Source organism: Geodermatophilus sp. SYSU D00965 (assembly GCF_054050075.1).
On sequence record NZ_JBJGYQ010000040.1, the window covers coordinates 1 to 21,299 of the forward strand.

Sequence of the window (21,299 nt, forward strand, 5' to 3'; positions counted from 1 at the left end):
CCCCCCCCCCCCCCCCCCCCCCCCCCCCCCCCCCCCCCCCCCCCCCCCCCCCCCCCCCCCCCCCCCCGCCCCCCCCCCCCCCCCCCCCCCAGCGCCGCGAGCTCCTCGGCGCCGCTGCGCACGACCGCCGGGTCCGCGCCGGCCTGGTCGAGGTGGGTGCGCAGCGCCTCGGCCTGCATGCGCATCGAGAACACCTGCTGGACGACGGAGTCGTGCAGGTCCCGCGCCAGCCGGCGGCGCTCGTCGGACTGCGCCCGCGACCGGGTCTGGGCGAGCAGCGCGGCGGTGTCGATGGCCACCGCCGCGGAGTCGGCCATCGCCTCGAGGAAGGCCAGCGAGCTCGCCCCGGGGTCCTCCCCCGGCTCGTAGTAGGCGTTGATGATGCCCAGCGCCCGGCCGCGCACGACCATCGGCATCGAGACGAAGCTGTCCCAGTCCGGGCGGCCCATGATCTCGTGCAGCGGCCCCCACGTCGGGTCGGCCATGATCACCGGCTTGCGGTGCAGGCTGACGATCGGCTCCCGGCGCTGCAGCGCCTCCATGAACAGCACGCGGGCGCCCAGGGCGCGGGCGGCGGCGAGCTTCTCAGGGAAGTCCTCGGCGTCGCCGAAGCCGGCCATGCCCAGCAGCCGGAGCTCGTCGCGGGGGTCGTCGAGGGCGAGGATCTGGACGGCGGCGATGGTCGCGGTCATGGCGATCTCGCGGGCCACGGCGTCGAGGGTGGCACGCAGGGAGTAGGCGTCGGCGACGCTGGACGCCGCCCGGGTGATCGCGGTCAGCCGCTCCTGCTGGCGCACGCGGTCGGTGACGTCGCTGAACCACACCGCCCAGCGGGAGGGCCCCACCGGCAGCACCCGGTACTCGAGCTCTCTGCGGCTGCCGCCCGGCGCGGCCCAGCTGGTCCGCCGCAGGTCCGCGGCGTCGGGGTCCCCGGCCGGCGGCTCGAAGGGCACGCGAGCGCCGACCAGCTCCGCGGCCGGTGGACCCAGGACCGCCGCGGCGGCGGCGTTGAGGCCGAGCAGCCGGCCGGCGTCGTCCACCAGGGCCAGGCCGTCGGCGGAGACGCCCACCAGGGCGCGCAGCACCGGGTCCTCGCCGATGCCGGGGGGCCACACCGCACCGGCCGCGGCATCCACCTGACTGCGCACTCCCGCCCCGTCCCGCCCGTCGTCCCCGGCGCCCTCGCTCCGGGTCGACGTGCGTCCGCACGCTACTCCCGGGCGCACCGCGGCCGCGGCACCGATCTCCCCCGCAGATCGGACGACGACGCGCCGGCCGGGACCCGCGGAGGTCCCGGCCGGCGGTCGGCCCCGTCCAGGGGCCCGCCCCGAGCGCCGCGGAGGGTGCCGGTACGGCTCAGGCGGAGGTGGCCGCCGACGTCCCCAGCCGGTCGGCGTCGGCCTGCCGGCCCCGGGGGAGCACCCGGATGCCGAGCACGGCCACCAGGCTGACCAGCGACAGGGCCGCCACGTAGAGCGCGATCGGCGTGGAGGACTCGTAGGCGCCGTACAGGGCGGTGGCCGCGATCGGGGTGACCGCACCACCGATCATGCCGCCGAGCTGGTAGGCGATGGAGATGCCGCTGTAGCGGGTCTTCACCTCGAAGATCTCGGTGAACAGACCGCCCTGGGCGCCGGCCATGATGCCCTGCACGACGGCGGCGACGACGAACGCGAACAGCGCCGCGGCGGCGTTGCCGGTGTTGACCAGCGCGAACATGGGCAGCGGCCAGATCACCGCGGTGAGCGCGCCGATGGCGAAGACCGGCTTGGAGCCGAACCGGTCGGACAGCACGGCGGCCACGACGATCGTGGCGATCCAGACCAGCGTCGAGGCGAGGATCAGCCACAGCAGCGTGGAGCGCTCGAAGCCGACGACGGTCGTGCCGTAGGTGAGCATGTAGACGATGACGGTGTAGCCGACGGCCGGCGGCGCGATCGAGGCGAGGCTGCCCAGGACCAGCGTGCGCGGCTGGCGCTTGACCAGCTCGGCCACCGGGATCTTGCTGACCGCCTTCTGCTCCTTGACCTGCTGGAACTCCGGCGCGTCCTCGAGCTTGCTGCGCACCAGGAACCCGACGACGACCAGCACGATGCTGACGAGGAACGGGATCCGCCAGCCCCAGCTGAGGAAGGCGTCGTCATCGAGGCCGGAGACGGCGAGGAAGGCGAGGTTCGAGGTGAGCACACCCATCGGGACGCCGAACTGGGCGAAGCTGCCGTAGACCGCCCGCTTGCGGGGGCTGGCGTGCTCGGTGGCGATGAGCACCGCGCCGCCCCACTCGCCGCCGACGCCGAAGCCCTGGATCAGCCGCAGCACGACGAGCAGCAGCGGCGCGCCGATGCCGATCGCGTCGTAGGTCGGCAGCAGGCCGATGAGGAAGGTCGACCCGCCGGTGAGCAGCAGGGTGAGCACCAGCATCGACTTGCGGCCGATCCGGTCACCGAAGTGGCCGATCACCGCGGCACCGAGCGGCCGGGCGACGAAGCCGACGGCGAAGGTGGCGAACGCGGCCAGGGTGCCGGCGACCGACGAGGCCCCGAAGAAGGCAGTGCCGAACACCAGCGCGGCGGCGGTGCCGAAGATGTAGTAGTCGTACCACTCGATCGACGTGCCGACGAAGCTGGCCGCGAAGATGCTCTTCTTCGACGGGCCTGCCTTCGCGGGCGCAGGGGTGGTGTGGGTTGCCACGGGGGGAGTTCTCCTCTGGACGCCTCTGGCTGGGGTGGCGCACCGGTCGTGATGCCGGTTACACCGTCCCGTCGATGGAAACCGGTCTTGACACCGAAGTCGTGAGCCGCCCGACCCGCTCGTCCCGGGTCGCCGCGGCGACTGCGCCTACGTCATCCGTCCCGGACGCGCCTCTCATCAGCGCCGACGCCGTGCACATCCGCCCCGGAGCGGGGCGGTGAGGTGCGTCACTCCCCCCGCGCGAGGACGGCTCAGCCCAGGGTGCGCGTCTCGGCGGCGATCGGCACCTCGACCACCCGCGGCCCCTCGGCCTTGCCCGCGGCGGCCAGCTCCTCGGCCAGCTCCTCCCCCGTCGTGACCGTGCGGCCGGGCAGCCCGTAGCCCTGCCCGATGGTCGCCGCGTCCAGGCCGGGCAGGTCCAGCCCCGGCACGCCGGCCACGCCCAGCTGCCCCAGGAACGAGCTCAGCGCCCCGTAGGTGTTGTTGCGCAGCACCAGGAAGGTCACCGGCAGCCGGTGCTGCACCGCCGTCCAGACGCCCTGGACGCCGTACTGGAACGCCCCGTCGCCGAGGACCGCCACCACCGGGCGGGTCGGGTCGGCCAGCGCGACGCCGACCGCGGCCGGCAGGCCGAAGCCCAGGCCGCCGGCGGCCGGGAAGAACAGGCTGCGCGGCCGGTCGACGTCCAGGTGCGACCAGAACTGCGCGGTGTTGGACGTCGACTCGTTGACGAACCGCACGCCGGCCGGCAGCAGCCGGTTGGCCAGGGCGAAGACGCCGTCGGCGGTGAACGGGGCGGCGTCGGGGTCCTGCGCGGAGACCCGCTGCGGCGCCGGCCGCGGCGGGCGCGGCGGCAGCCCCTCCAGGGCGGCGACCAGCTGCCGGGCGGCCGTGGCGACGTCGGCGACCACCGCGTCGCCGAACGCCGCGCGCGCCGCTGTGCCAGGGTCGCTGCCGACGCTCACCAGCTCGGCGCCCTCGGGCAGCCAGGGGCCGGGCCGGTAGGCGTGGTAGCGGAACACCGGCGCGCCGAGCACGAGCACCAGGTCCGCCCCGGCCAGGTGCTCGGAGACGCCGGCGATGCTCGGGGGCAGACACCCCTGCCAGAGCGGGTGGCGGGTCGGGAAGGGGGCGCGCGGCGGCGTCGGCGCGTTCCAGACCGGGGCCTGCAGGGCCTCGGCGAGGGCGACGACGAGGGGGAACGCGCGCTCGTCGTCCACCTCGGGGCCGACGACGAGCACCGGGTTGCGGGCGGCGGTGAGCCGGCCGGCCAGCTCGCCCAGGACGTCGTCGGGCAGCGCGCCGGCCGCCCGCACCCGGCGCCGGCCGAGGAAGGCGACCTCGTCGTCGTCCACCGGCTGCCGCCAGTCGTCGAGCGGCAGGGAGACGAACACCGGCCCGGTGGGCGACAGGGTGGCGAGGTGGAAGGCCTCCGACAGGGCGCGGGGGACGTCCTGCGCGCGGGCCGGCTCGAAGGCCCACTTCACCTGCGGCTCGGGCACCCGGGTCATGCCCGGCTCGGCCAGCACCGAGCCCAGCCCCACCATCGCGCGGGCCTGCTGCCCGGCGGTGACCACCAGCGGCGTGCCGAGGGCCCGGGCGTTGGCGAGGTTGCCCATCGCGTTGCCCAGGCCCGCCGCCGAGTGCAGGTTGACCAGCGCCGGCCGGCCGGTGGCCTGGGCGTACCCGTCGGCCATCGCCAGCACCGCGCCCTCGTGCAGGCCGAGGACGTAGCGGAAGTCGTCGGGGAACCCGTCGAGGAAGGGCAGCTCGTTGGAGCCGGGGTTGCCGAAGACCGTGGTGAGCCCCCAGGAGCGGAGCAGGTCGTAGGTGGTCTCGCGGACGGTGGGCACGGCGTCCTCCTGTTGCTGCCGTCACTGCACGTCGGAGCGCACGCTAGACCCCGGCCGGACGCGGCCGGTCACGTACGACGAATGTCCCGCCCCACCCCTCCGGAGCCGGGGGTGCCGGTGCGGTCGGATGCCCGGGGCCGCCCGCGACCTGGCGGGCCTAGCGTGACGGTGGGCACGTCCGCCCGATACCCGACACTGGAGGAAGCAGACCGCATGGTGTCACTGGACCAGCTGCCGGAGGTCCGGACCGAGCTGTTCATCGACGGCGAGATCCGCAGCACCGACGACCACCTCCAGGTGGTCGACCCCGCCGACGGCCGCTCGGTCGTCGGCTACGCGGCCGCGGCCAGCGCCAAGCAGGCCGAGGAGGCCGTCGCCGCGGCGCACCGGGCCTTCCCGGCCTGGGCCGCGCGCACCCCGCAGGAGCGGGCCGAGCTGGTCACCGCGGCGCTGGCGCCGCTGGAGGCCGACCGGCAGGCGACCGCCGAGATCCTCACGCGGGAGAACGGCAAGATCCGGATGGAGTCCTTCGTCGACTCCCTGGTGTTCGCCCACCGGTGCGGCCTGGCCACGGGCCTGGCCGAGCAGGTGGGGCTCACGACCGAGCTCCCCGCCCCGCCGTACCGGACGACGGTCTCCTACCTGCCGCTGGGCGTCGTCACGATCATCGTGCCGTTCAACTGGCCGCTGGCCATCCTGGGCGCCTCGCTCCCCTACGCCCTGGTCGCCGGCAACACCGTCGTGGTGAAGCCGCCGCCCAGCACGCCGCTGGCCACGACCCGCACCGTGCAGCAGGTCGCCGCGCTGCTCCCGCCGGGCGTGCTCAACGTGGTCACCGGCGCCGACGCCGAGATCGGCTCGGCGCTGGTCTCCGACGCCCGCGTGAAGAAGGTGTGCTTCACCGGCAGCGTCGGCGGCGGGCAGCGGATCATGTCGATGGCGTCGCAGTCGCTGACCCGCGTCGCCCTGGAGCTGGGCGGCAACGACCCGGCGCTCGTCCTGGCCGACGCCGACCTCTCCGGCGACGCGATGCAGCGGATGTTCGGCGGCACGTTCGACTCCACCGGCCAGATCTGCATGGCCACCAAGCGGCTCTACGTGCACCGCTCCCGGTACGAGGAGGTCGTCGAGGGCCTCTCGGGCATCCTCGCCGCCCAGCGGCTCGGCCACGGCCTCGACGAGGGCGTGACCATGGGCCCGCTGCACCAGGCCCGGCAGAAGGAGTACGTGCTCGAGATGCTGGCGCAGGCCCGCGAGTCGGGCGCCGAGGTCCGCGAGTTCGGCGAGGCCGCCGAGGGCGCCGACACCTCCGTCGGCAACTTCCTCCGGCCGAGCCTGGTGCTCGACCCGGCCGACGACGCCCGCGTGGTGGTCGAGGAACAGTTCGGCCCGACCCTGCCGATCCTGCCGTTCGACGACGAGGACGACGCCGTGGCCCGGGCCAACGACACCTGGTCGGGCCTGTGCTCGTCGGTGTGGACCGCCGACCTCGACCGCGCCGCCGCGGTCGCGGCCCGGCTGCGCACCGGGTACACCTTCGTCAACGCCCACGGCGCCGCGCACCTCGACGAGCGCGCGCCGTTCGGCGGGTTCAACCACAGCGGCATGGGCCGGGAGATGGGCATCGAGGGTCTCCGCGAGTTCATGGACACCCACGCGGTGGGCTTCCCCGCTTAGGCGCAGCCCGGGTGGGCGGGGGGACGGCGGCCGTCGTCCTCCCGCCCTCCGGGAGAGCAGTTGACCGAACCGGCCGGCAGCTTGCGAGGGTGCTGGCGTCCACTCGACGACGAGGAGAAGGACCCCATGGCGAACAACCGCGGCGTGACCTACCAGGGCCCGGGCAAGGTCGAGGTGACCGATCTGGACTACCCCGAGCTCGTGCTCAAGGACGGCCCCGGCGTCCACCCGGACAACGTCGGGCGGCAGGTGCCGCACGGCGCGATCCTCAAGGTGCTCACCACCAACATCTGCGGCAGCGACCAGCACATGGTCCGCGGCCGCACCACCGCCCCGCACGGCCTGGTGCTCGGCCACGAGATCCTCGGCGAGGTCGTGGAGACCGGCCCGGGCGTGGAGTTCATCCAGGTCGGCGACGTCTGCTCGGTGCCGTTCAACATCTCCTGCGGGCGCTGCCGCAACTGCAAGGAGGGCAAGACCGGCATCTGCCTCAACGTCAACCCCGACCGGCCCGGCTCGGCGTACGGCTACGTCGACATGGGCGGCTGGCAGGGCGGCCAGGCCGAGTACGTGATGGTCCCCTACGCGGACTGGAACCTGCTGCGCTTCCCCGACCGCGACCAGGCCCTGGAGAAGATCCTGGACCTGACCATGCTGTCGGACATCTTCCCGACCGGGTACCACGGCGCCTACACCGCCGGGGTCACCACCGGGTCGACCGTCTACGTCGCCGGCGCCGGCCCGGTCGGCCTGGCCGCCGCGGTCTCCGCCCAGCTCCTGGGCGCGGCCGTCGTCATCGTCGGCGACCTCAACGAGGACCGGCTGGCCGCCGCCCGTGCCTTCGGCTGCGAGACCGTCGACGTGTCGAAGGGCGACCCCAAGGACCAGATCGAGCAGATCCTCGGCGTCCCCGAGGTCGACTGCGGCGTCGACGCGGTGGGCTTCGAGGCCCGCGGGCACGGGTCGGGCGCGCAGAAGGAGGCGCCGGCGACGGTGCTCAACTCCCTCATGGAGGTCACCGCGGCCGGTGGCGCGCTCGGCATCCCGGGCCTGTACGTGACCGGGGACCCGGGCGGCATCGACGAGGCGGCCAAGGTGGGCGCGCTGTCGATCTCGCTGGGCACCGGCTGGGCCAAGTCGCTGTCGTTCACCACCGGCCAGTGCCCGGTGATGCGCTACAACCGGCAGCTGATGATGGCGATCCTGCACGACAGGGTGCAGATCGCGAAGGCGGTCAACGCCACCGTCATCAGCCTGGACGACGCCCCGCGGGGCTACGCCGAGTTCGACTCCGGCGTGGCCAAGAAGTACGTCATCGACCCGCACAACGTGACCGGGAAGGCCGCGGCCTGACCAGCAACCGCCCCGACGCCGTCGAGGACCCGACCACCGGCGTGGTCGGGTCCTCGACGGCCGTCCGGCACCGCCGCGACAGCCGCCGGAGGGGGCTGCGCTCCCCCGGCGTGCTCGTCCCCGTCCTGGTGCTGCTGGCCACCGTCGTCGCGGTGACCAGCAGCGTGGGCGCGCCGCTCATCCCGGCCGTCGCCGACCTGCACGACGTCCCGCTGCACGTGGCGCAGTGGTCGCTGACGATGCCGCTGCTGGTGGGGGCGGTCGCCACGCCGGTCCTGGGCCGGCTCGGCGACGGGTCGCACCGCCGGACCGTCGCCCTGTCCGCGCTGGTCCTCGTCGTGCTCGGCGGCGTGCTCACCGCGCTGCCGCTGTCGCTGGGCTGGTTCCTCGCCGGGCGGGGGCTGCAGGGCTTCGGGCTCGGCCTGATGCCGCTGCTCATCGCGACAGCCCGGGAGGCGCTGCCCCCCGCGCGCTCGCGCCGCGCGATCGCCGCGCTGTCGATCACCGTGGTCTCCGGCGTCGGCCTGGGCTACCCGATCGCCGGGGCCATCGCCACGTACGCGGGGGTGACCGCCGCGTTCTGGGCGGCGGCCGCGGTGTGCGCCGGTGCGCTCGCCGCCGCAGCGCTCGTGCTGCCACCGGCCGCCCCGGTCCCCCCGCGCCGCTTCGACCTCTGGGGCGCGCTGCTGCTCGGCGCCGGCCTGGCCGGTGCGCTGCTCACCCTCAGCGAGGGCGAGACCTGGGGCTGGACGTCGCTCCGGGTGCTGCTGGTCAGCGCGGCCTCGCTGCTGCTGCTCGCCGCCTGGGCGCTCGTCGCGCTGCGGGTCCGCGCCCCGCTGATCGACCTGCGGCTGGCCCGCGGGCGGCTGCCGGCCGCGGGCCACGCCTCGATCCTGCTGGTCAGCCTGGCCAACTACCTCATGATGGGCTCGGTGCCGATCCTGGCGCAGACGCCCGCGGACAGCGGCTACGGCTTCGGCGCCTCCGGGCTGGTCGCCGGCCTGCTGCTCCTGCCGTTCTCGCTGGCCGGCATGCTCGCCGGCCCGCTCTCCCGGCGGCTCGGCGAGCGGGTCCGCCCGCGGGCGGTGCTGGCGGTCGGGGCGCTGCTGATGGCCGGCGCGCAGGCGCTGTTCGCCCTCTACCGCGGCGACCTGTGGGCGCTGGTCGTGGTGACCACGGTCGCCGGGCTCGGCGTGAGCACGGTGTTCGCCGCGGCCGCGGGGCTGGTCGTCTCCGCCGTCCCGCCCCGGGAGACCGGCAGCGCGATGGCCCTCAACCAGGTGCTGCGCTACGCCGGCTTCTCCGTGGGCAGCGCCCTGACCGCCACGGTGCTGTCCGTGGCGACGCCGGCCGGCGAGGGGCTGCCGGCCGGCGGCGCGTACACGGTCATCGGGTCGATCGCCTGCGTCGCCTGCCTGCTGGCCGCGCTCGTGGCCTGGGTCCTCGCCGGCCGGACCGCCGCTCAGCCGCCGAGCGTCGCGCCCCGGGAGAGCGGCGTCACCGAGCGGGCGTAGACCGACAGCCAGCCGCACCCGGCCGCCCGCGGCAGCGGCGCCATCTGCGCCCGGCGCTCGGCGAGCACCTCCTCGGGCACCTCCAGCTCGAGGCTGCGCGCGTCGACGTCGACGGAGATGACGTCGCCGTCGCGGACCAGCCCGAGCGGGCCGCCCACCGCGCCCTCGGGGCTGACCTCGGCGACGACCAGGCCCTTGTTGACCAGGCCCGACATCTGCCCGTCGGTCACCACGACCACCTGGTCGCCCAGCCCGGCGCCGTCGAGGGCGAAGACGAACGCCGAGGTCAGCGCCATCCCCGGTGAGCCGCGCAGGCCCAGCCCGCTGAGGACGACGACCTCGCCGGGCTGCACCTCGCCGCCGCGGATGCCGGCCAGCCCCTCCTCCCGCGAGGAGTAGACCCGCGCCGGCCCGCGGAAGCGGTGCAGCCCGTCGTCGGCGACGGTGCGCTTGACCACCGCGCCCTCGGGCGCCAGCGAGCCCCGGACGACGGTGATGCCCGGGTGCGTGGCGAGCGGGGCGTCGACCGGCCGGATCACGTCGGCGTCGGCCACGGTGGCGCCGCCGAGCACCTCGCCGAGGGTGCGCCCGTCGACGGTCGGCTGGTCGAGGTCGAGCAGGTCGCGCAGCTGGTACAGCAGCGCCTGGGCGCCGCCGGCGGCCTCGAACTCGTCGATCCGGCGCTCGCCGTTGGGCTTGACGCCGGTGAGCAGCGGTACCCGCGGGGCCAGCTCCTCGAACAGCGCCAGGACGTCGACGTCGCAGCCGGCCTCCACCGCGATCGCCTGCAGGTGCTTGACGCAGTTGACCGAGCCGCTGATGGCCAGCACGGCGGTGACCGCGTTGCGGAACGCGCCGGGGGTCAGGATCTGCCGCGGGCGCAGGTCCTCCTCGACGAGCTCGACGATCCGGCGGCCGGCCCGCGCCACGTCGGCGAACATCCTGGGGCTGTTGGCCAGCACCGGGGTGCTGCCGGGCAGCGCCATGCCGAGCGCCTCGGTGGCGATGTGCATCGAGTTGGCGGTGCCCATGCCGGCGCACACGCCCGGGCCGCTGACCGCGACGGTCGCCATCTCGGCGAGCTCCTCGACGGTCATCGCGCCGGTGGCCACGTGCCCCGCGTAGAGGAAGACGTCCTCGAAGTCGACGTGCTCGCCGCGGTAGACGCCCGAGGGCTGGTAGCCGCAGCCGACGACGATGGTCGGGATGTCCAGCCGGCCGGCGGCCATCAGCTGCCCGGGCGTGGTCTTGTCGCAGGAGGCGAGGGTGACCATGCCGTCGAGCTGGGCGCCCTCGACGGCGACCTCGATGTCGCTGGCCAGCAGGTCGCGGGAGGGCAGGATGTAGCGGCCCTGCGCCCCGGCGCTGGTGATCGCGTCACTGGGGGCGGCGGTGCGCACCTCGAACGGCACGCCGCCGGCGGCGCGGATGGCGTCCATCAGCGGCGGGACGACGCCGTCGAGGTGGCTGAAGCAGCTGGCCAGCCCCGAGGAGCTGTTGACGACGGCGATCTTGGGCTTCTCCATGTCCTCCGGGGACAGGCCGAGCGCCGTCCACTGCGCCCGGCGCATCGCCCAGGGGGTGCCGCCGACCGGGAAGTTGCTGCGCAGCGTGGTCACTCCGTCTCCTCGCGTCCCAGGAAGGCGCCGCCGGCCTCGAGGCGGCGCTGCAGCTCGGCGACCGGCACGTCCCGGACCGCCAGGTCCCCGGCGATGGCCAGGTCGGCGGCCACGCCGACGGCCTCGCCCATCACGAAGCACGGGCCGGTGACCCGGGCCGACGACTGGCCGCCCTGCGTCATCGACGCGCACCGGCCGGCGACGAAGAGGTTGTCCACCGCCTGCGGCACGACCATCCGGTAGGGCAGCTGGTTGTAGCCGCGGGGCGCGCGCTGCCAGCGGAACTCGACGGTGCCCGCGACGTGCGCCTCCACCGGCCAGCCGTTGACCCCGATGGCGTCGTCGAAGTCGGCGCAGTCCAGGACGTCGTGCTCGGTGAGCCGGTACTCGCCGAACACCCGGCGGGTCTCGCGGATGCCGATCTGCGGGGCGATGTCGACGATGTAGGAGTCGCCGAAGCCCGGCGTCCGGTTCCTGATGAAGTCGAAGGCCTCGAAGGACTGGCGGCGGCCCTGCAGCTCGCCGCGGGTCAGCTGGTCGACGTCGGTGCCGTCGACGGCGGTGCCGTCGGGGTTGGACAGCTGGGTGAGGTTGGCCCGCCACTCCAGCGGGTTGCGCTGCGGCCGGACGATCGGCTTCTTCCGCGGGAACCGGTGCGTGCCGGCGGCCTCGGCCTCGTTCATCAGCCGCTCGACGGTGCGCCACGGCGCGGGGCCGGCCGCGGCGACGTCGACGCCGTTGATCCGGAACATCAGCGACGGGTAGAGCAGGTGCGGCGCCTTCTCGAACGGCACGCCCGCCCAGGCGGCGACGTCGGCGTCCCCCGAGGCGTCGACGAAGACCCGCCCCCGGACGGCGGCCCGCCCGGACTTCGACTCGATGAGGACCGCGTCGACCGTCGCGCCGTCGTCGGCCATCACCACGCCGACCGCGGTGGCGTGGAACAGCAGCCGCGCGCCGGCGGAGGTCACCAGCTCGTCGGCGGCCAGCTTGTAGGCGGAGATGTCGAACGCCTGCGCGAGGATGCCGTCGTTGATGGTCAGGTGCGGCTCGTTGAGGCCGTCGAGCTTGACCAGCCGCTCCAGCAGCTCGTCGGCCAGGCCGTGGATGACCTGCCGGTGCTCGCCGTGCACCTTCGCGTGCAGTCCGCAGAAGGTGGACAGCCCGCCCATGGTGCCCGCGCCGCCGAGGAAGCCGTAGCGCTCCAGCAGGATCGTGGAGCGGCCGGCGCGGGCGGCCGAGGCCGCGGCCATCAGCCCGGCCGGGCCGCCACCGACGACGACGACGTCGAACTCGCCGTACACCGGCGTCTCGCGGGCCGGCTCGTGCACGGTGCTCACGCCGGGGCCCCCGCGGAGACGTGGAGCGCCAGCGGAGCGTCTTCGTGGGGTTGGTTCATCGGGGGCTCCCGGCGGTCGGGGTGGAGGGGACGCGGGCGATCGCCGGGGAGCCGCCGCGCGGCCCGAAGGTCTCGGCGACCGCCGACACCCCGGCGTTGTGCGCGCCGGCCACGACGACCAGCAGCGCCTCGGGCGAGTTGAGCACCGGGACGACGTCCTGCCCGGCCTCGGCGGCGGTGTCGGGCACCGCGTCCGGGTGGCCGGCCGGCAGCCGCCAGCGGGTCTCCCGCGACACGGCGTCCTTGCCGACCTCGGCCAGCCGCTCCCGGGTGTTGACCGCGTGCTCGTACACGAACTGGCGGACGTCGAGCTTGGACCACCCGGCCGTGGCGAACACGTGCGCGTGCTCCGGGCCGAGGACCAGGCAGCCGCTGATCGTCTCGTGCACCAGCGCGCCGGTGCGGGCCAGCGTGCCGGCCAGGTCGCGGCCGAGCTGCTCGGGGTCGGTGGTGTGCCGGGCCTCGAGGTGGATGACCGAGCGGACCAGCATCGAGGTCACCGTGCTGTCCCCCGCCGCGAAGCCGTGGTCGGTGGGGAACGGCGCCCAGGGGCTGTCCTCCTCGTTCTCGGCGATGCAGCAGGTGTACTTCGCCGGGGTGCCCTGGGTGGCCTGGTCGAGCTGGTGCGGGTGCAGGCCGAAGGCGTTGATGGCGGTCAGCCGGATCGCCCGCCCGATGGTGGCGTTGGCGCGGAACCCGGAGCCGAAGACGTTGCCGCGGGAGTTGAGCCCGATGCGCTCCCGGACGGGGCCGTTGACCAGCAGGAGCGGCGCGGTGCCGGTGGTGCTCTGCCAGATGCCCTTGCCGGCGTATCCCTCGGCGGTCAGCGCGTCCCACGCGGCGAGCACGACCGGGAAGTACTCGGGCAGGCAGCCGGCCATCGCCGCGTTGATCGCCGCCGACCGCACCGTGCAGGACCGCTCCAGGTGCGGCATGCGGAAGACGACCTCGCCGGGGTCGCGCGCGGTCCGGGCGAGGAACTCGGCCAGGTAGGACTCGGTCACGGGCATCACGGGGAGCCCGTCGGTCCACTCCTGGGCGGCGTAGAACTCCTGCACGCGGCGCAGGGTCGCGACGTCCACCTGCGGCAGGGCGTCCTCCTCCCCGGGCGCGCGCGTCTCCAGCGAACTGCTCACCGGCTCCTCCTCAGGCAGCGGCAGGCGTGCGGCATCCGCACAGCCGCTCTCTCTGCGCACACGACCGTACCGGCGGGCCGCGGCGCGTCAAGCACGCCGACGCGCCGGCGGGAGGATCCGGCCACGGCGTTGACGGGGCAGGAACGGCCGCCTTAGCGTGCGGGAAGAGAACGAGCGGTCGAATGCCGCACAAGCGCCCTGGGTAGCTCGCGGCGCCCGCCCCTGCCTACCTGGACGCACCGCCGCTGAGCCTCAGGAGAGCCGATGACCAGTCGTCCCACGGCACGACTCGGTCGCGGGCGTCAGCCCGTGAGCCTGCGCAGCGACCTCGCGGAGGGCAGCTCCCGCTGGGCGGTGCGCCGCGCGCAGTGGAAGGCGCTGGGCATCCCCGACGAGGACATGGCCAAGCCCAAGATCGCGATCGTCAACTCCTCGTCGGACCTGGCGATCTGCTTCAGCCACCTCGACGGCGTCGTCGGGCCGCTGAAGGAGGCGATCCGGGCGGCCGGCGGGCTGCCGTTCGAGGTCCGGACGGCGGCCCCGGCCGACTTCATCACCTCGGCCGGCCGCGACGGGCGCTACATCCTGCCCAGCCGCGACCTGATCGTGAACGACGTCGAGGTGGCCGTCGACGGCGCCCAGCTCGACGGCATGGTCACCCTCGCCTCCTGCGACAAGACCGCGCCGGCGCACCTCATGGCGGCCGGGCGGCTGGACATCCCGACCGTCGTCGTCGGCTGCGGCTACCAGCCCAGCGGCGAGTACCGCGGGGAGCACGTCGACATCGAGGAGGTCTTCCTCGCCGCCGGCCACGTCGCCGCCGGCGCGATGACCTTCGAGACGCTGTGCGGGATGAGCGACAACGCCATCCGCGGGCCGGGCGTCTGCGCCGGCCTCGGGACGGCGAACACCATGCACATGGCCTGTGAGGCGCTGGGCATGACGCTGTCGGGCACCACCCCGGTGCAGGCGAACAGCCCCGCGATGTGGGACGCCGTCGCCCGCGCCGGGTCGCGCATCGTCGAGCTGGTCGCCGAGGGCCTCACCCCGCGCCGGGTCCTGACCCCCGGCGCCTTCCGCAACGCGGTCACCGTGATGCTGGCGATCAGCGGGTCGGTCAACTCGATCAAGCACCTGCAGGCGGTGGCGCACGAGGCCGCGGTGGACGTCGACGTCCCCGGGCTGTTCGCCGAGCTGGCCGACCGGGTGCCGCTGCTGTGCGCCGTGCGCCCGAACGGGCCGGCGTTCATCGAGGACCTGGAGCGGGCCGGCGGCACCCGCGCGGTGCTCGCCCAGCTGCGCGACCTGCTCGACCTCGACGTCCCGACGGTGGACGGCGGCACCCTGGGCGAGGCGCTCGCCGCGGCGACCGTGGCCGACGAGGAGGTCGTGCGCCCCGCCGACCGGCCCTTCGGCACCCGGCCGACCATCGTCGTGGTGCGCGGGTCGCTGGCGCCCGGCGGCGCGGTGGTCAAGCGGCCGGTCGACGACCGCGGCAACCGCCGGTTCGAGGGCACGGCGCTGTGCTACCCGACCCGGGACGCGGCGCTGGCCGGCCTGGCCCGCGGCGAGGTCACCCCGGGCACCGTGCTGGTGGTCCGCGGCCTGGGCGTGGTCGGCGGCCCGGGGATGGCGCTGGGTTCGGCCGTGGTCTTCGCGCTCGAGGGCGCGGGCCTGGGCGAGAGCGTCGCCGTGGTCACCGACGGGCAGATGTCCGGGCTGGTCAACGTGGGCACCGTCGTCGGCGAGGTGACCCCGGAGGCGGCGCTGGGCGGGCCGCTGGCCCTGGTCGAGGACGGCGACCGGATCGTCATCGACGTCGACCGGCGCACCGTCGACCTGGAGGTCCCCGAGGACGTGCTGGCCGAGCGGCGCGCGCGGCTCGGCGACGCCGAGCCGGGCCCCGACCACGGCTGGCTGGCGGCCTACCGCCGGCTGGTCTCCCCCGTCGAGGAGGGCGCGGTGCTCACCCCGCCGTCCCCCGGCCGTACCCGCGAGGAGGGCACCCGGTGAGTTGGGTCGAGGAGCCGGGCCGGCGCACGCCGGTGCTCGGCGAGTACGACGTCGTGGTGCTCGGCGGCGGGCCGGCCGGGGTCATGGCCGCGGCCGCCGCCGCCCGCGCCGGCCGCTCGACGATCCTGGTCGAGCGCAACGGCTACACCGGCGGGGCGGGCAGCGCGGGCGGGCTGTCGACCTTCTGCGGCCTGCACGCGCGGGTGCACGGCGAGGACCGGCAGGTGGTCCACGGCCTGGCCGACGAGCTGCTCGAGCGGATCGACGCCCTGGGCGGGCTCAACCCCCCACACCTGAGCTTCGCCAACCGGATCCTCGCCCAGGCCTACGACATCAGCGCCTACAAGATCGCCCTGGACGACCTGCTGGTCGAGTCCGGCGTCACGCTGCTGTTCCACGCGCTGGCCGTGGGCGCGGTCATGGCCGACGAGAGCACCGTGGACGCGCTGCTGGTGGAGTCCAAGTCCGGCCGCGGGGCGATCCGCGGCCGGGTGTTCGTCGACGGCTCCGGCGACGGCGACCTCGCCGCGTGGGCCGGGGCGCCGTACGAGAAGACCGACCCCGCGCACGGGATGCTCTACCCGTCGCTGATGTTCCGCATCAACGGCGTCGACGCGGCCACGGCGCGCGACACCTACGACCGGCTGCCGGCGCTGATGGACGACGCCGAGGCCGCGGGGCGCTACTCCTTCCCGCGCAAGCGGCCGATCGTGCGCCCGCAGCGCGACCCGCTGGAGTGGCGGGCCAACATCACCCAGCTGCGCAACCCCGACGGCAGCGCGATCGACGGCACCGACGTCTGGCAGCTGACCCTCGGCGAGCTGCAGGGCCGCCGCCAGGTCCGCGACGTCTTCCCCTTCTACAAGGAGGAGGTGCCCGGCTTCGCCGCCAGCTACGTCATCGACATCGCGCCGGACATCGGCATCCGCGAGACCCGCCGGATCGTCGGCGCCTACCAGCTCAGCGAGGACGACATCCTCGACTGCGCCGACTTCCCCGACGCGATCGGCGTCAACGGCTGGCCGGTGGAGGCGCACGTCGCCGGCGACGTGGAGATCCGCTGGCAGCGCCGGCCCCGGGGCTACAACCAGCTGCCCTTCCGCATGGTCGTGCCGCAGCGGCTGACCAACACCTACGTCGTCGGCCGGTGCGCCTCGATGACCCACGAGGGGCAGTCCAGCGCCCGGGTCACCGGGCCGTGCTTCGCGATGGGGCAGGCCGCCGGCACCGCCGCCGACCTGGTCCTGGACGCCGGGGTCGCGGTCGGCGAGGTGGACGTCGGCAAGCTGCAGGCGCGCCTGCAGGAGGACGGCGCCTGGCTGGGGGACGACCGGTGAGGCTGGCCGACGACGAGCAGGCCATGCTCGACGGCGCCCGGGGCGAGGCGGTCGCCGCCGCGATGGACCTGCTCGTCCGCTACGGCGAGGTGCTCGGGGCCGAGCGGCTGGTCGACACCGACAACGTGTGCGGAGCCAACCTCTTCGGCTCCCGGCACAGCCTGGTCTGCGGCTCCCCCGCCCCGGACGCGGCGTTCTCCGAGCACAGCCTGGACGCGCCCACCGTGCTGCCGATCCCGCCGGTGCGCGCGCAGAGCTACCAGCTCATCGGCCCGATGGACACCAAGCACTGGCAGGTCCAGGGGCTGCCGCAGGCCGAGCACGACGAGATCGTGGCCAGCGAGCGGTACAACGCCGAGCACGGCATCCACCTGCTCAACACCTGCACGCCCTACCAGGTCGGCAACGTGCCGCTCAAGGGCGAGCACTGCGCCTGGATGGAGAGCTCGGCGGTCGTCTACGTCAACTCGGTGCTCGGCGCCCGGACCAACGTGGAGGGCCGGGAGAGCACCGGCGCGGCCATGCTCACCGGCAAGATCCCCTACTGGGGCCTGCACCTGGACGAGAACCGGCACGGCAGCCACCTGGTCGAGGTGACCACGCCGGTCGAGAGCAACCGGGACTGGGGCCTGCTCGGCTACTGGCTCGGCGAGCAGGTGCCCGAGGAGGCCGTCCCGGTCGTCGACGGCATCACCGCCACCCCCGACCTGGTCCGGCTCAAGCACTTCGGCGCGGCCGCGGCCTCCTCGGGCGGCGTGGAGCTCTACCACGTCCCGGGTGTCACCGCGGAGGCGCGCACGGTCGAGGAGGCCCTCGCCGGGCGGGCGCCGGTGGAGCGGCTCGCCTACGGGCCGGCGCAGCGCCGGGAGGCCTACGAGCACCTCAACGCCACGGCCCGCGACACCGCCGTGGACCTGGTGATGATCGGCTGCCCGCACGCGACCCTGGGCCAGATCCGCGACGTCGTCCGGCTGCTCGAGGGGCGCCGGGTGCACCCGGACACCGAGCTGTGGGTGTTCACCCCCCGGGCGCTGCGGCACGTCGCCGAGCGCAACGGGTACGACCGGGCGCTCGCCGACGCCGGCGCGCTGCTGATGAGCGACACCTGCCCGGCGATCGGCCAGTTCCTGCCGGAGGGCACCCGGGTGATCGCGACCGACTCGGCCAAGCAGGTGCACTACCTGCCGGCGATCATGGGCGTGCAGGGCTGGTTCGGCACGCTCGCCGAGTGCGTGGACGCCGCGGTCACCGGCACCTGGCGAGGGGAGGCACCGTGACGGACCTGGCGCGCGGACGGGAGCAGGTCGTGCTGCGCGGCCGGGGGCTGGTCGGCGGGGTGGCCGAGGGCGAGGCGCTGGTCACCCGCGAGGCCATCTCCGGCTGGGGCGGGGTGGAGCCGCGGCAGGGCCGGGTGATCGAGTCCCGGCACGAGCTGGTCGGGCAGTCCTTCGCCGGCAAGGTGCTGGTCTTCCCCACCGCCAAGGGCTCCTCGGGCTGGTCGGGCATGTTCCACATGGCCCGCCTCATGGGCTCGGCGCCGGCGGCGATGGTCTTCACCACGATGAACACCAAGATCGCCCTCGGCGTGGTGGTCAGCCACGTGCCCGCCGTGACCGACCTCGACGGCGACCCGTTCACCGCCGTCCGGACCGGGGACCGGGTGCGGGTGGACGCCGACCGCGGGGAGGTCACCGTCACCCCGAGGGGCAGGTAGCGTCGTCCGGCCCTGTCCCCCGGCGGGGCGCCCGGACGAGGATCGATGCCGGAGACGGACGCCGCGGCACCGCGCCGCGCCCGCGCAGGAGGAGCAGGAGCACTGACCGGACCCGAGGCCGTACCCGACGACGGGGACACCGGCGCACCCCGCGAGCGCGGCGACTACTTCGTGCAGTCGCTGGAGCGCGGGCTGGCCGTGATCAAGGCCTTCACCGTCGAGCAGCCCGAGCTCACCCTCAGCGAGATCGCCCGGCGCACCGGGATGACCCGCGCCGCGGCCCGCCGCTTCGTGCTCACCCTGGTCGACCTGGACTACGTGGGCACCGCCGACCGCCGGTTCCACCTTCGACCCACGGTGCTGGAGCTGGGCCACACCTACCTGTCGGTGATGTCGGTGCCGCAGGTGATGACCCCGCACATGACCGCGCTGTCCGACCGGCTCAACGAGACGGTGAGCTCCGCGGTCCTCGACGGCGACGACGTCGTCTACGTCGCCTGGGTCGGGCCCCGCCGCGTGCGGGCCGGCGGCATCACCATCGGCACCCGCCTGCCGGCCTTCGTCACCTCGCACGGCCGGGTGCAGCTGGCCGCGCTGCCCGACGAGCAGCTCGACGCCTTCCTCGCCCGCGGCCCGTTCGAGCCGCGGACCTCCCGGACGACGACCGATCCCGAGCAGCTGCGGGCCAAGCTCCTGGAGGTCCGCGCCCAGGGCTACGCGCTGGTCGACCAGGAGCTGGAGGAGGGGGTCACCTCCATCGCCGTCCCGGTGCACGACGCGCGGGGCACGGTCGTCGGCTCGATCAACGTGGGCACCCACTCGCGGCGGCTGTCGCCGACGGCGCTGCGCCGCGCGGCGCTGGAGCCCCTGCGGGAGACCGCGCGGCTGGTCGAGCGGGACATCTCGCTGCTCGGGCTGCGGCCCTCGCCCCCCGGGCACCTCTAGCGCGCCGCGGCGGCCCGCCGGGCCTGCTCGGCGGCCCACCGGCGGTCGACCTTGCCCGAGACGGTCCGCTCCACGGCCGACACGACCGTGACCAGCCGCGGCCGCTTGTAGCCGGCCAGCCGCTCCCCCACCGCGTCGGCCAGCGCCGCCTCGTCCAGCCGCGCGCCGGGCTCGGGCACCACGAGCGCGGCCACCCGGCTGCCCCACCGCTCGTCGGGGACGCCGACGACGACCGCCTCGGCCACCCCGGGGCAGTCGACCAGGGCCTGCTCGACCTCCTCGGCGAACACCTTCTCCCCGCCGGTGTTGATCACCCCGGAGCCCCGGCCCAGCAGCGTGAGCGTGCCGTCGGCCTCGACCGTGGCGGCGTCGCCCGGGACGGCGTAGCGCACGCCGTCGATGGTGCGGAACACCGCGGCGGTGACCGCCGGGTCGTCGAGGTAGCCCAGCGGGAGGTTGCCGGTGCTGGCCAGCACGCCGACCTCGCCGGAGCCGGGGACGACGTCGCGGCCGTCGGGCGCCACCACCCGCGCGTTGGGCGGCAGCGTGAACCGGGAGCTCACGCTGCCGGGGTCGGGCCCGCACAGCGAGATGCCGAACGGCCCGCCCTCGGTGGCGGCGATGGAGTCCTGCAGGGTGAACCGGCCCGCTGCCAGCAGCCGGCGCTTGGTCTCGGTCCCCCAGCGCACGCCGGAGCTGACCACCCGGCGCAGCGACGACAGGTCGTACGGGGTGCCCTCGGCGGCGGCGCGGTCCAGCTCGGCCAGCAGCGGGACGGCGAACGCGTCGCCGACGATCGCCAGCTCGGTCACCCGGTGCCGCTGCACCGCCGTCCACAGGGCCGCCGGGTCCAGGGAGCGCTGCGGCAGGGTGACCACGCGGCCACCGCGCAGCAGGTTGCCGAGGCTGAAGAAGAAGCCGGTGCCGTGCATCAGCGGGGACGCCGGCAGCACCACCGGCGCGCTGCCCTCGCCGGCGGCGGCCAGCGCGTCGGCGACCACCCCGGCCGCGTCGTCGGGCACCGGCCGGCCGGCGCGGCCGTAGGCGGAGGAGACGACCCCGCAGACGCCGGCGCAGTCCCACACCACGCCCTTGGGCAGGCCGGTCGTGCCGCCGGTGAGCAGCAGCACCTGGTCGTCCGGGGATCGCTCGACCCGCGGCGCCGGCGGCCCGGCCACCGCCTCCTCGTAGGGGCAGAAATGGCCATCCCCGCCCTCCGGGGTGCCGGCGAGGACGACGGCGCGCAGCCCCGGGCGGCGGGCCGCCACCACGGCGGCCGGCTCGGCGAGGGTCGCGTCGGCGACCAGCGCGCGCAGGTCGGCCAGCGCCACCACCTGCTCGAGCTCGGCCGCCCGGTACCGGTAGTTGACGTTGACCGGCACCGCCCGCAGCTTGAGCGCCGCGAACAGGCTCTCCAGGTACTCCGGCGAGTTGTACAGCGCGATGCCCACCCGGTCGCCGGGACCGACCCCGTCCGCGGCGAGCCGGCCGGCCAGCCGGGACGCGCGGTCGTCGAACGCCGCCCAGGTCACGGCCCGGTCGCCGTGCACCAGCGCGGTTCGGGCGGGGTCGGCCTCGGTGAGCGCGTCGGCGACCGCCTCCAGCAGCGTCGCCAGGTTGGCGCGGAAGCCGGTCACGCGACCCGGGTGACCGCCGGCCGGCCGCCGCGCGGGCCGAACGTCTCCACCACGGCCGACACCCCGGAGTTGGCCGCCCCGGCGACGACCACCAGGACGGCGTCGGGCGAGGTCATCGCGTGGACGCCGTCCCGCGCCGGGTCGGGGCCGGAGTCGACGACGGCGTCGGGGTGGTCGCGGGCGACCCGCCAGTGGCTCTTGGCCGACACCGCCCCCTTGCCGGCCCGGTCCAGCTCCGCCCGGGACACGAACGACTGCTCGTACAGGTACTCCGACACCTGCCGCTTGCTCCAGCCGGCGCCGGCCAGCAGGTGCGCGGGGGGGGGGCCGGGCCCGACCCCCCCGCCCCCCCCCAGGGGCCGCCCCGCCCCCCGGCCCCCCACGCTGCCCGCCACGTCGTCCTCCCCCTGC

16 protein-coding genes are annotated in these 21,299 nt (G+C 75.2%); 8 read left to right on the forward strand and 8 right to left on the reverse strand.

Translation table 11 applies throughout. The annotated features are described in order from the left end of the window. The 3 genes from ACI789_RS23780 to mdlC form a co-directional block, all read right to left on the reverse strand. Positions 1–1,136, reverse strand: a 1,136-nt coding sequence (locus ACI789_RS23780; protein ID WP_457012023.1) for a GAF domain-containing protein, incomplete at its 3' end; no start/stop codon positions are given. Positions 1,137–1,356: 220 nt separating this feature from the next. Continuing rightward, on the reverse strand, positions 1,357–2,691 hold the full coding sequence (locus ACI789_RS23785; protein WP_457012024.1) for an MFS transporter: 1,335 nt from the start codon (positions 2,689–2,691) through the stop codon (positions 1,357–1,359). A gap of 251 nt (positions 2,692–2,942) precedes the next feature. Next, on the reverse strand, positions 2,943–4,544 hold the full coding sequence (gene mdlC, locus ACI789_RS23790; RefSeq protein ID WP_457012025.1) for a benzoylformate decarboxylase: 1,602 nt from the start codon (positions 4,542–4,544) through the stop codon (positions 2,943–2,945). A gap of 213 nt (positions 4,545–4,757) precedes the next feature. Between mdlC and ACI789_RS23795 the strand changes: the two genes are divergently transcribed. From ACI789_RS23795 to ACI789_RS23805, 3 genes are all read left to right on the forward strand, one after another. Next, positions 4,758–6,221, forward strand: a complete 1,464-nt coding sequence (locus ACI789_RS23795; protein ID WP_457012026.1) for an aldehyde dehydrogenase family protein — start codon at positions 4,758–4,760, stop codon at positions 6,219–6,221. A 126-nt stretch (positions 6,222–6,347) separates the two neighbouring features. Continuing rightward, entirely contained in the window at positions 6,348–7,574 is a 1,227-nt protein-coding gene (gene fdhA / locus ACI789_RS23800) for a formaldehyde dehydrogenase, glutathione-independent (protein WP_457012027.1), read from the forward strand. Positions 7,575–7,684: 110 nt separating this feature from the next. Further along, a complete protein-coding gene (locus tag ACI789_RS23805) occupies positions 7,685–9,088 on the forward strand; it encodes an MFS transporter (protein ID WP_457012028.1) in 1,404 nt (467 codons plus the stop codon). Here ACI789_RS23805 and ilvD (ACI789_RS23810) read toward each other — a convergent pair. The 3 genes from ilvD (ACI789_RS23810) to ACI789_RS23820 are packed head-to-tail and all read right to left on the reverse strand — an operon-like array spanning position 9,037 to position 13,242. Further along, on the reverse strand, positions 9,037–10,707 hold the full coding sequence (gene ilvD, locus ACI789_RS23810) for a dihydroxy-acid dehydratase (protein WP_457012029.1): 1,671 nt from the start codon (positions 10,705–10,707) through the stop codon (positions 9,037–9,039). The two genes, ACI789_RS23805 and ilvD (ACI789_RS23810), sit on opposite strands and share 52 nt — an antisense overlap. Continuing rightward, positions 10,704–12,047 carry an FAD-dependent oxidoreductase gene (locus ACI789_RS23815; protein ID WP_457012030.1) on the reverse strand — a complete coding sequence of 448 codons (1,344 nt, stop codon included), beginning with the start codon at positions 12,045–12,047 and terminating at the stop codon, positions 10,704–10,706. The genes ilvD (ACI789_RS23810) and ACI789_RS23815 overlap by 4 nt, the downstream gene beginning before the upstream one ends. Positions 12,048–12,102: 55 nt before the next feature. Beyond that, positions 12,103–13,242 (reverse strand): hypothetical protein, encoded by a 1,140-nt coding sequence (locus ACI789_RS23820; RefSeq protein WP_457012031.1) that lies wholly within the window; start codon positions 13,240–13,242, stop codon positions 12,103–12,105. A 309-nt stretch (positions 13,243–13,551) separates the two neighbouring features. Here ACI789_RS23820 and ilvD (ACI789_RS23825) point away from each other — a divergent pair, with 309 nt between their 5' ends. The 5 genes from ilvD (ACI789_RS23825) to ACI789_RS23845 are packed head-to-tail and all read left to right on the forward strand — an operon-like array spanning position 13,552 to position 19,251. After that, entirely contained in the window at positions 13,552–15,255 is a 1,704-nt protein-coding gene (ilvD, locus tag ACI789_RS23825; RefSeq protein ID WP_457012032.1) for a dihydroxy-acid dehydratase, read from the forward strand. Beyond that, positions 15,252–16,592: an FAD-dependent oxidoreductase gene (locus ACI789_RS23830; protein ID WP_457012033.1), complete on the forward strand. Its 1,341-nt coding sequence runs from the start codon at positions 15,252–15,254 to the stop codon at positions 16,590–16,592. Before ilvD (ACI789_RS23825) ends, ACI789_RS23830 begins: the two co-directional genes overlap by 4 nt. Beyond that, positions 16,589–17,869, forward strand: a complete 1,281-nt coding sequence (locus ACI789_RS23835; RefSeq protein WP_457012034.1) for an aconitase X — start codon at positions 16,589–16,591, stop codon at positions 17,867–17,869. The genes ACI789_RS23830 and ACI789_RS23835 overlap by 4 nt, the downstream gene beginning before the upstream one ends. Continuing rightward, on the forward strand, positions 17,866–18,306 hold the full coding sequence (locus ACI789_RS23840; RefSeq protein WP_457012035.1) for an aconitase X swivel domain-containing protein: 441 nt from the start codon (positions 17,866–17,868) through the stop codon (positions 18,304–18,306). Before ACI789_RS23835 ends, ACI789_RS23840 begins: the two co-directional genes overlap by 4 nt. 45 nt (positions 18,307–18,351) lie before the next feature. Continuing rightward, a complete protein-coding gene (locus tag ACI789_RS23845) occupies positions 18,352–19,251 on the forward strand; it encodes an IclR family transcriptional regulator domain-containing protein (RefSeq protein ID WP_457012036.1) in 900 nt (299 codons plus the stop codon). On the opposite strand, the gene ACI789_RS23850 is transcribed toward ACI789_RS23845, so the two are convergent. Next, complete coding sequence (locus ACI789_RS23850; protein ID WP_457012037.1) at positions 19,248–20,888, reverse strand: AMP-binding protein; 1,641 nt, start codon at positions 20,886–20,888, stop codon at positions 19,248–19,250. The two genes, ACI789_RS23845 and ACI789_RS23850, sit on opposite strands and share 4 nt — an antisense overlap. Continuing rightward, complete coding sequence (locus ACI789_RS23855) at positions 20,885–21,166, reverse strand: hypothetical protein (protein ID WP_457012038.1); 282 nt, start codon at positions 21,164–21,166, stop codon at positions 20,885–20,887. The genes ACI789_RS23850 and ACI789_RS23855 overlap by 4 nt, the downstream gene beginning before the upstream one ends. Positions 21,167–21,299: the final 133 nt, after the last annotated feature.